This window comes from Pseudomonas sp. 05N434, from assembly GCF_056396965.1.
This window is the reverse complement of record NZ_JBFTMK010000278.1, coordinates 1-8,249: the sequence shown is the minus strand read 5'-3', so window position 1 is coordinate 8,249 and position 8,249 is coordinate 1. Positions and strand designations below refer to the sequence as shown.

At 61.3% G+C, this 8,249-nt stretch carries 8 protein-coding genes; 6 read left to right on the top strand and 2 right to left on the bottom strand.

The features are described 5' to 3' along the window. The 6 genes from AC1DLB_RS17845 to AC1DLB_RS17820 form a co-directional block, all read left to right on the top strand. On the top strand, positions 1-580 hold a 580-nt coding region (locus tag AC1DLB_RS17845; protein WP_477785371.1), incomplete at its 5' end, for an insulinase family protein. Between the two features lie 239 nt (positions 581-819). Next, positions 820-1,794 carry a DUF5924 family protein gene (locus tag AC1DLB_RS17840; RefSeq protein ID WP_477785370.1) on the top strand — a complete coding sequence of 325 codons (975 nt, stop codon included), beginning with the start codon at positions 820-822 and terminating at the stop codon, positions 1,792-1,794. Further along, entirely contained in the window at positions 1,716-2,828 is a 1,113-nt protein-coding gene (locus AC1DLB_RS17835; protein ID WP_477785372.1) for an MlaE family ABC transporter permease, read from the top strand. The genes AC1DLB_RS17840 and AC1DLB_RS17835 overlap by 79 nt, the downstream gene beginning before the upstream one ends. After that, positions 2,825-3,628: an ABC transporter ATP-binding protein gene (locus AC1DLB_RS17830; RefSeq protein WP_018927288.1), complete on the top strand. Its 804-nt coding sequence runs from the start codon at positions 2,825-2,827 to the stop codon at positions 3,626-3,628. The genes AC1DLB_RS17835 and AC1DLB_RS17830 overlap by 4 nt, the downstream gene beginning before the upstream one ends. Before the next feature lies 1 nt (position 3,629). Then, positions 3,630-4,568 (top strand): MlaD family protein, encoded by a 939-nt coding sequence (locus tag AC1DLB_RS17825; RefSeq protein ID WP_018927287.1) that lies wholly within the window; start codon positions 3,630-3,632, stop codon positions 4,566-4,568. Beyond that, positions 4,565-5,191, top strand: coding sequence for an ABC-type transport auxiliary lipoprotein family protein (locus tag AC1DLB_RS17820; RefSeq protein WP_019651219.1), 627 nt, complete (start codon positions 4,565-4,567; stop codon positions 5,189-5,191). Before AC1DLB_RS17825 ends, AC1DLB_RS17820 begins: the two co-directional genes overlap by 4 nt. Before the next feature lie 50 nt (positions 5,192-5,241). Here the strand turns inward: AC1DLB_RS17820 and AC1DLB_RS17815 are convergent, their stop codons facing one another. Together AC1DLB_RS17815 and gltP are read right to left on the bottom strand one after the other, a co-directional pair. Continuing rightward, positions 5,242-6,471, bottom strand: a complete 1,230-nt coding sequence (locus tag AC1DLB_RS17815) for a nucleoside recognition domain-containing protein (protein ID WP_477785369.1) — start codon at positions 6,469-6,471, stop codon at positions 5,242-5,244. Positions 6,472-6,575: 104 nt separating this feature from the next. Continuing rightward, a complete protein-coding gene (gltP, locus tag AC1DLB_RS17810) occupies positions 6,576-7,907 on the bottom strand; it encodes a glutamate/aspartate:proton symporter GltP (protein WP_018927284.1) in 1,332 nt (443 codons plus the stop codon). Positions 7,908-8,249: the final 342 nt, after the last annotated feature.

Here is an 8,249-nt window from a genome sequence, read left to right as displayed (position 1 = left end):
GCACTGGCTGGTGCCGGAACCGGTGCAGGAAGACCAGCCCGACGAAACGTTCGATCTGCTCAAGGACTACCTGGACTGGGCGCTTTATCGCCAACTGCGCCTGGTCCATGGGTTGTCCTATGGGCCCTCGGCCGAGCGTGAGGTGTTTGGCGGAGTGGGCTTCATGAGCCTGAACGCCGACCTTGAACGCGGCGACGTGCCGGCAGCTGAACAGGTGCTGGATGAGCTCAAAGCCGGTTTGCTCAAGGACGGTCTCGACGCCACCACCTTCGCCCGCCTCAAGCAGGCCGCCATCGCCCGTCAGGCCTGGGCCGTGCAAGGCAATAGCGCCCTGGCGGATTACTACTGGAGCGCCCTTGGGGACTACGAGGACGGCCATTTCACCAACCCGGCCAAGGCACTGCAAGAAGTGACGCTGGCCGAGGCGAACCAGGCGATGCGTGAGTTGCTGCTGCAACCGGGGTATTTGCGGATCGAGAAGCCGTTGGTGAGTTATGACCAGTTGATGTGGGCGATTGCCGGGGTATTTGGATTGATGGTGCTTGGGGCATTGGGTTGGCGTGTTCACCGCAGAAAGTAGTTATTTCCCTGTGGCGAGGGAGCTTGCTCCCGCTCGGCTGCGCAGCAGCCGTAAACCGGTATCGGAGATCTACTTGAAATTACGCGGTGGGTGGTTTTAGGGCCGCTTCGCGACCCAGCGGGAGCAAGCTCCCTCGCCACAGGGTTTGGGGTTGGTCAACGTAACCGGAACCCTCGCCACAGGCCCCCTCGGACGGTACCCTGTCGGGGATTTTTCCCACGACTATTGTGAACCGCCGAATGCCGACTCTGACCCTGTACATACAGCGCATCCTGGAATTGATGAAGCGCTACCCCGGGGTCATCGCGCTCGGCGGTTTCATTTCCGGGGTCGGCAGCTTCATCTTGGTGGATCGCCAACAAAGCCTGGCGACCTGGATCACCACCATCATGCTGGTCAGCTGGGTCTGGCTGATGCTGGAAAACAGCCTCACTGAGTTGTTCGCCAAGGTCTTCAAGCGCGAAATACCCCAGCCCCTGCTGCGTTATGCGACGCAGATGATCCATCAGGAAAGCCTGTTCTTCGTCCTGCCGTTCTTTTTCATCACCACCACCTGGAACAGCGGCCAACTGTTTTTCACGGGGTTGTTGGGCATGGCGGCGTTGATCTCGATCACCGACCCGCTCTACTACAAATGGCTGGCGCCGCGCCGCTGGGCGTTCCTGGCGCTGCATACCCTGACCCTCTTCGCCGCCCTGCTGACCGCCCTGCCCGTCATCCTGCACCTGACCACCTCCCAGAGCTTCAAACTGGCGCTGGGCATCGCCATGGTGCTGTCGTTCCCCAGTCTGGCGTCGATCTTCCCGATTYGGACCGTGCGCAATGCGTTGGCGATCCTCAGCATCACCGTGGGCATCGGCGCTGTCGGCTGGGTGCTGCGTTCCTGGGTTCCGCCGGCCACCCTGTGGATGACCGATGTGGCGATCAGCACCCAAATGCAGGACCGCACCCCCGGCAAGAGCCTGGAAGAAGTCAGCGCCGAGCAGATTCGTGGCGACGGTTTGTACGCCTACACCGCGATCAATGCCCCACGGGGGCTGGACGAGCGGATTTATCACGTCTGGATGTTCAACGGTAAAGAGGTCGACCGCATCCCTCTGGATATCCACGGCGGGCGCAAGGAAGGCTACCGCGCCTGGACCCACAAGCAGAATTTCCCCGGCAGGTCACGGGTGACTGGACGCTCGCTCATTACGCCGATCTCAGCCACCTGAGCGAAAAGCTCCGTGGCCAATACGACAACAACACCCCCATCGACCTCAACGGCCTCGGTGCCCTGGACACGGCGGGTGCATCGCTGTTGGTGGAGTTGCTGGGTTCCGAGCGTCTGGGCAAGTCCGCCGAACACCCTGATTGCACCCTTTCCTCCGCCGATCGCGCCTTGCTGCAGACGGTGTATTGCTCGCTGACTGATTTCTGCGTACCGATCAAAGAGCCGGAAATCAGCGTCGGCATTCAACTGCTGACCCGTATCGGCCGTGCGGTCGATGCGGTCTGGCAGGACGCCCTGCAGGTGCTGGGTTTTGTCGGCCTGATCCTGCAAACCATCGCGCGCGGGCTGTTTTGTCCCAAGCGCTGGCGCCTCACGCCGATGGTCGCGCACATTGAGCAGACTGGCCTCGACGCCGCTCCCATCGTCGCCCTGCTGACCTTTATGGTGGGCGCCGTGGTAGCGTTTCTCGGTGCGACTGTGCTGGCGAGCTTCGGCGCGAGCATTTTTACCGTGGACCTGGTGGCGTTTTCTTTTTTGCGCGAATTCGGCGTGTTGCTCACCGCGATCCTGATGGCCGGCCGCACCGCCAGTGCGTTCACCGCGCAGATCGGCTCGATGAAGGCCAACGAAGAAATCGATGCGATCCGCACCCTCGGCCTCGACCCGATGGAGTTGCTGGTGGTGCCGCGGGTATTGGCGTTGCTGGTGGCGCTGCCGATGCTGACCTTCCTGGCGATGTTGTCGGGGATTGTCGGCGGTGGCGTGGTGTGTGCGCTGTCGCTGGATATATCGCCGGCGATGTTCCTGTCGCTGCTGCAATCGGACATCGGTGTTCAGCACTTCCTGGTGGGGATCGTCAAAGCGCCGATTTTTGCGTTCCTGATCGCCGCCATCGGCTGTCTTGAAGGCTTCAAGGTCAGCGGCAGCGCCGAGTCCGTCGGCGCGCACACCACGTCGAGTGTGGTGCAGTCGATTTTCGTGGTGATCGTCCTCGATGCCGTGGCCGCATTGTTTTTCATGGAGATGGGCTGGTGAGTCGTCTACCCCGAGCGCCTTCCGAGGCGGTGATCGAAGTCCGTGGGCTGTGCAATCGCTTCGGCCGCCAGAGCGTGCACGAGAACCTCGACCTGGATTTGTACAAAGGCGAAATTCTGGCGGTGGTCGGCGGTTCCGGCAGCGGCAAATCGGTGCTGTTGCGCAGTATCGTCGGCTTGCGCCAGCCCAGCGAAGGGCTGGTGAAGGTCTTCGGCAAGAACTTGCCGAGCTTGTCGGAGCACGAGCGCTCGCTGGTCGAACGGCGCTTCGGTGTGTTGTTCCAGAAAGGCGCCCTGTTCTCTTCGCTGACAGTGACCGAGAACGTCGCCCTGCCCCTTATCGAACACGCCGGCCTGAGCCGTACCGATGCCGAGCACCTGGCGGCGGTGAAGCTGGCGTTGGCCGGATTGCCGTTGTCGGCGGCCGACAAGTACCCTGCTTCACTGTCTGGCGGCATGATCAAGCGCGCCGCCCTGGCCCGGGCGCTGGCGCTGGACCCGGACATTCTGTTTCTCGACGAGCCCACCGCTGGTCTCGACCCGATTGGCGCGGCGGCGTTCGATCAATTGATTCTGACCCTGCGCGACGCGTTGGGTTTGAGTGTGTTTCTGGTCACCCACGACCTCGATACGCTCTACACCATCACCGACCGGGTGGCGGTGCTGGCGCAAAAGAAAGTACTGGTGGCGGATGCCATCGACAAGGTTTCGGAAACCGACGACGCGTGGATTCACGAATACTTCCATGGCCCTCGCGGCCGCGCGGCGCTGACGGCCGCTAACCAGCTCAACGAGGTCTGACATGGAAACCCGAGCCCATCACGTATTGATCGGCCTGTTCACCGTCATAGTGGTGGCAGGCGCCCTGCTCTTCGGTCTGTGGCTGGCCAAGTCCAGCGTCGACACCGAATTCAAGGATTACGAAATCGTCTTCAACGAGGCGGTCAGCGGTTTGTCCAAGGGCAGCGCCGTGCAGTACAGCGGGATCAAGGTCGGCGACGTAGTGACGCTGCGCCTGGACCCGAACGATCCACGCCGGGTGTTGGCGCGGATCCGCCTGGGCGGCGATACCCCGATCAAGGAAGACACCCAGGCCAAACTGGCGCTGACCGGGATCACCGGCACCTCGATCATTCAGCTCAGCGGTGGTACACCGCAAAGTCCGACACTCAAGGGCAAGGGCGGCAATTTGCCGACCATCGTGGCATCACCCTCGCCTATCGCCCGTTTGATGAGCGACAGTAACGATCTGATGACCGGTGTGAACGTGTTGATGCAGAACGCCAATCAGATGTTTTCTTCGGAAAACGTCGAGCGCATCAGCAAGACCCTTGAGCATCTGGAGCAAACCACCGGCATCATCGCCGACCAGCGCGGCGACATCGGCCAGGCCATGCAGCAACTGGCGTCGATCAGTAAACAGGCCTCCGCCACACTCGAACAAACCGCTGGGCTGATGCGCAACGCCAACAGCCTGCTCAACGATCAGGGCAAGCAGATGTTTGGCAGTGCCGAGCAAGCCATGAAGTCCCTGGAACGGAGCAGCGCGACCATCAACTCATTGCTTACCACTAATCAGGATTCCCTCAACAACGGCATGCAGGGCCTMAATGGCCTGGCGCCGGCAGTGCGTGAGTTGCGCGACACCTTGAGCTCGCTGCGCACCATTTCCCAGCGGCTTGAGGCCAACCCCAGCGGTTACCTGCTGGGCAGTGACAAGAACAAGGAGTTCACGCCATGAAGCTGATCCCGTTAGCCTTGGCTGTCGGTTTTGCCCTGACCAGTGCCTGCTCGATTCTGCCCAAGTCCGAGCCATCCGATGTCTACCGGTTGCCCTCGGCCCAGAGCGGCGCACCGGCCAATCACAGCACGGCGCTGCACTGGTCGCTGCGGCTGGCCAAGCCGCAGACCAGCGAAGCCTTGAACAACCCGAAGATCGCCGTGATCCCTCAAGGTGACCTGATCAGCAGCTACAAGGCTTCCCGCTGGAGCGACCCGGCGCCGGTGCTGCTGCGCAATCGTCTGCTCGATGGTTTCCAGCGTGACGGTCGGGTGCCGTTGCTCAGCACCGATGACAGCAATTTGCAGGCGGACCTGGAGCTGGGCGGCAATCTGCAGGCGTTCCAGACCGAATACCAAGGCACGACGGCGAGCGTGGTCGTGCGGCTGGATGCATTGCTGGTGCGTGGGTATGACCAGCGCATCCTCGCCAGTCGGCGCTTTGAAGTGCGTCAGCCGTTGAGCGATGTGAAGGTGCCGGCGGTGGTCGCCGGGTTCGGCCAGGCCAGCGACCAGTTGACGGCACAGGTGGTGGCCTGGACGGTGGAGCAGGGTCAGAAAGTCGTGCCGCCGCTGAGGCCCTGAAGCCACCGCTGAACCCTGTGGGAGTGGGTTTGCCCCCACAGGGTTTTCGTTTAGCCGAAGAACCAGTAGCAAACCCCGATGGCCCCCAGCACCCCGCCAAGCTCCGCCAGCAGCGCACAGCCCACTGCATGCCGTGCACGCTGGATGCCCACCGCGCCGAAATACACCGCCAAGACATAGAAGGTCGTTTCGGTACTGCCCTGGACTGTCGCCGCCACCAGCGCCGGGAAGCTGTCCACCCCCTCGGTCTTCATGGTTTCAATCAGCATTGCCCGGGCGGCACTGCCGGAGAACGGTTTGACCATGGCCGTCGGCAGCGCATCGACGAAGCGTGTGTCCCACCCGGCCCACGCCACCAGGTGACGAATCCCGTCCAGACCGAAGTCCAGCGCCCCGGACGCCCGCAGCACACCCACGGCGCAGAGCATCGCCACCAGATATGGCAGCAGGTTCTTGGCGACGTCGAAGCCTTCTTTGGCGCCTTCGACGAATGCCTCGTAGACCTTCACCTTGCGTAATGCGCCGATGATCATAAACAGCATGATCAAGCCGAACAGCGTCACGTTGYCGAGGACCGATGACAGGCTCGCCAGCGCGGTCGCCGAGAGCGTCGCCAGCAGTGCCATGAAGCCGCCAAGGGCGAGGGCGCCGGGAATCAGGTACGCCAGCACCACCGGGTCCCAGATGCGCAGGCGTTGCATGAACGCTACGCTCAGGAAGCCGACGATGGTTGAGCAGCTGGTGGCGAGCAGGATCGGCAGGAACACCAGCGTCGGATCGGGCGCGCCTTGCTGGGCGCGGTACATGAAGATCGTCACGGGCAGCAGGGTCAGGGAGGAGGCGTTGAGCACCAGGAAGAGGATCTGCGCGTTGCTGGCGATCGTTGCACTGGGGTTGAGCTCTTGCAGCGCCTTCATGGCTTTGAGGCCGATCGGTGTGGCGGCGTTGTCCAGGCCCAGGCCGTTGGCGGCGAAGTTCAGGGTGATCAGGCCGATGGCGGGATGGCCGGCCGGCACTTCCGGCATCAGACGCAGGAACAGTGGCCCCAGCGCCTTGGCCAGCCACTCGACGATCCCGGCCTTCTCGGCGATCCGCAGAAAGCCCAGCCAGAGGGTGAGGGTGCCGAACAACAGGATCATGACCTCGACCGACAATTTGGCCATGGCGAAAATACTTTCCACCATCGCCGCAAAGATCCCGGCGTTACCACCGATCAGCCACTGCGCCAGCGCCGATACGGCTGCCACGATGAAGAAGCCAAGCCACAGGCCATTAAGCATCAGTCAAATCCCCCGGAAGATGCGGCGAATGATAGCGGGGTAGGCAGAAACGACAAACCCCGGATTTCTCCGGGGTTTGTTGGGGGCTCTTGTGGGAGCGGGCATTAGTTGCTGGAGGTTTCACCAACCGGCAGCTTTTCCTTGCTGCGCCAGTGCGGCAGGGAGTTCCAGTAGCGCTGGCCCTTGGCGTCGTCGTACATGCCTTCCCAACGCGAGATGACCAGCACGGCCAAGGCGTTGCCGATCACGTTCAGCGCGGTACGGGCCATATCCATGATGCGGTCGACACCGGCGATGAATGCCAGGCCTTCCAGCGGAATACCGACGCTGCCCAGAGTGGCCAGCAACACCACGAAGGACACACCCGGTACGCCGGCGATGCCTTTAGAGGTGACCATCAGGGTCAGCACCAGCAGCAGTTGCTGGCTGATCGACAGGTCGATGCCGTACAGCTGGGCAATGAAGATCGCCGCGATGCTCTGGTACAGGGTCGAACCGTCGAGGTTGAACGAGTAGCCGGTCGGTACCACGAAGCTGCAAATGGCTTTCGGCGCACCGTAGGCTTCCATCTTCTCGATCACGCGCGGCAGCACGGTTTCGGAACTGGCGGTGGAGTAGGCCAGGACCAGCTCATCCTTGAAGATGCGCATCAGCTTGATCACCGAGAAGCCGAACAGGCGAGCGATCAGGCCCAGCACCACGAAGGCGAAGAAGGCGACGGCGAAGTAAACCAGGACGACCAACTTGGCCAGTGGCAGCAGGGAGGCGAAGCCGAAGTTGGCCACGGTCACCGCGATCAGTGCGAACACGCCGATCGGGGCGTAGTTCATGATCATGTGGGTGACTTTGAACATGCTTTCCGACACGCCCTGGAACATCTTCACCAGAGGTTCGCGCAGGTCCGATTGCAGGCTCGACAGACCGAGACCGAACAACACGGAGAAGAAGATGATCGGCAGCATCTCGCCGCGCATCATGGCCGCAAAGATGTTCGACGGGATCAGGTTGAGGATGGTTTCGATGAACGCGTGTTCATGCTGAACCTCGGCAGCAGTGGCCTGGTACTTGGAAATATCCACGGTACCCAGGGTGCTCATGTCGATGCCGCTGCCCGGATGGACCACGTTGGCCAGCACCAGACCGACCAGAATGGCGATGGTGGTGACGATCTCGAAGTAAATGATGGTCTTCAGACCGATACGCCCGAGTTTTTTCGCGTCCCCAACGCCAGCGATGCCGACGACCAGCGAGGAGATTACGATCGGGATCACGATCATCTTGATCAGACGGATAAAGATATCGCCTGCTGGTTGCAGGACGTTGCTGATCCACCAGGCCTTTTCAGCGCTGAAGTGGTTGAGCAGTGCACCTATTGCTATCCCCAGAACCAGACCGATGAGGATCTGCCAGGCGAGGCTAAGCTTTGCCTTCTTCATATCTTTACCCTTACTTGCGTTTGACTCAGGCCGATGCATGAACTGCAACGCTCAATGGCGAAGCCGTCTTGCACCAACCCCCGTATAAGGTCCCCGCGAGCGAGCATTTACAGCTCTCTGGCAGCGAAAAAGGCGCAACTATTCCGATGCGGGGAAGCGCCGTCTAATGCCGTAAACGCCTACCCTATGCCGAATCGGCATGAGATTTTTCAACTGAAACCCACGTCCCAGCCGGTTCGAATGCGACATTTCGGCAGGTATAAGTGCCGTGAACCGGCCATTTCAGCGCCGGTTGATGTTTTTTTGAACCAGTGAAAATTTAGGAGATGTCCTACGTTCGAC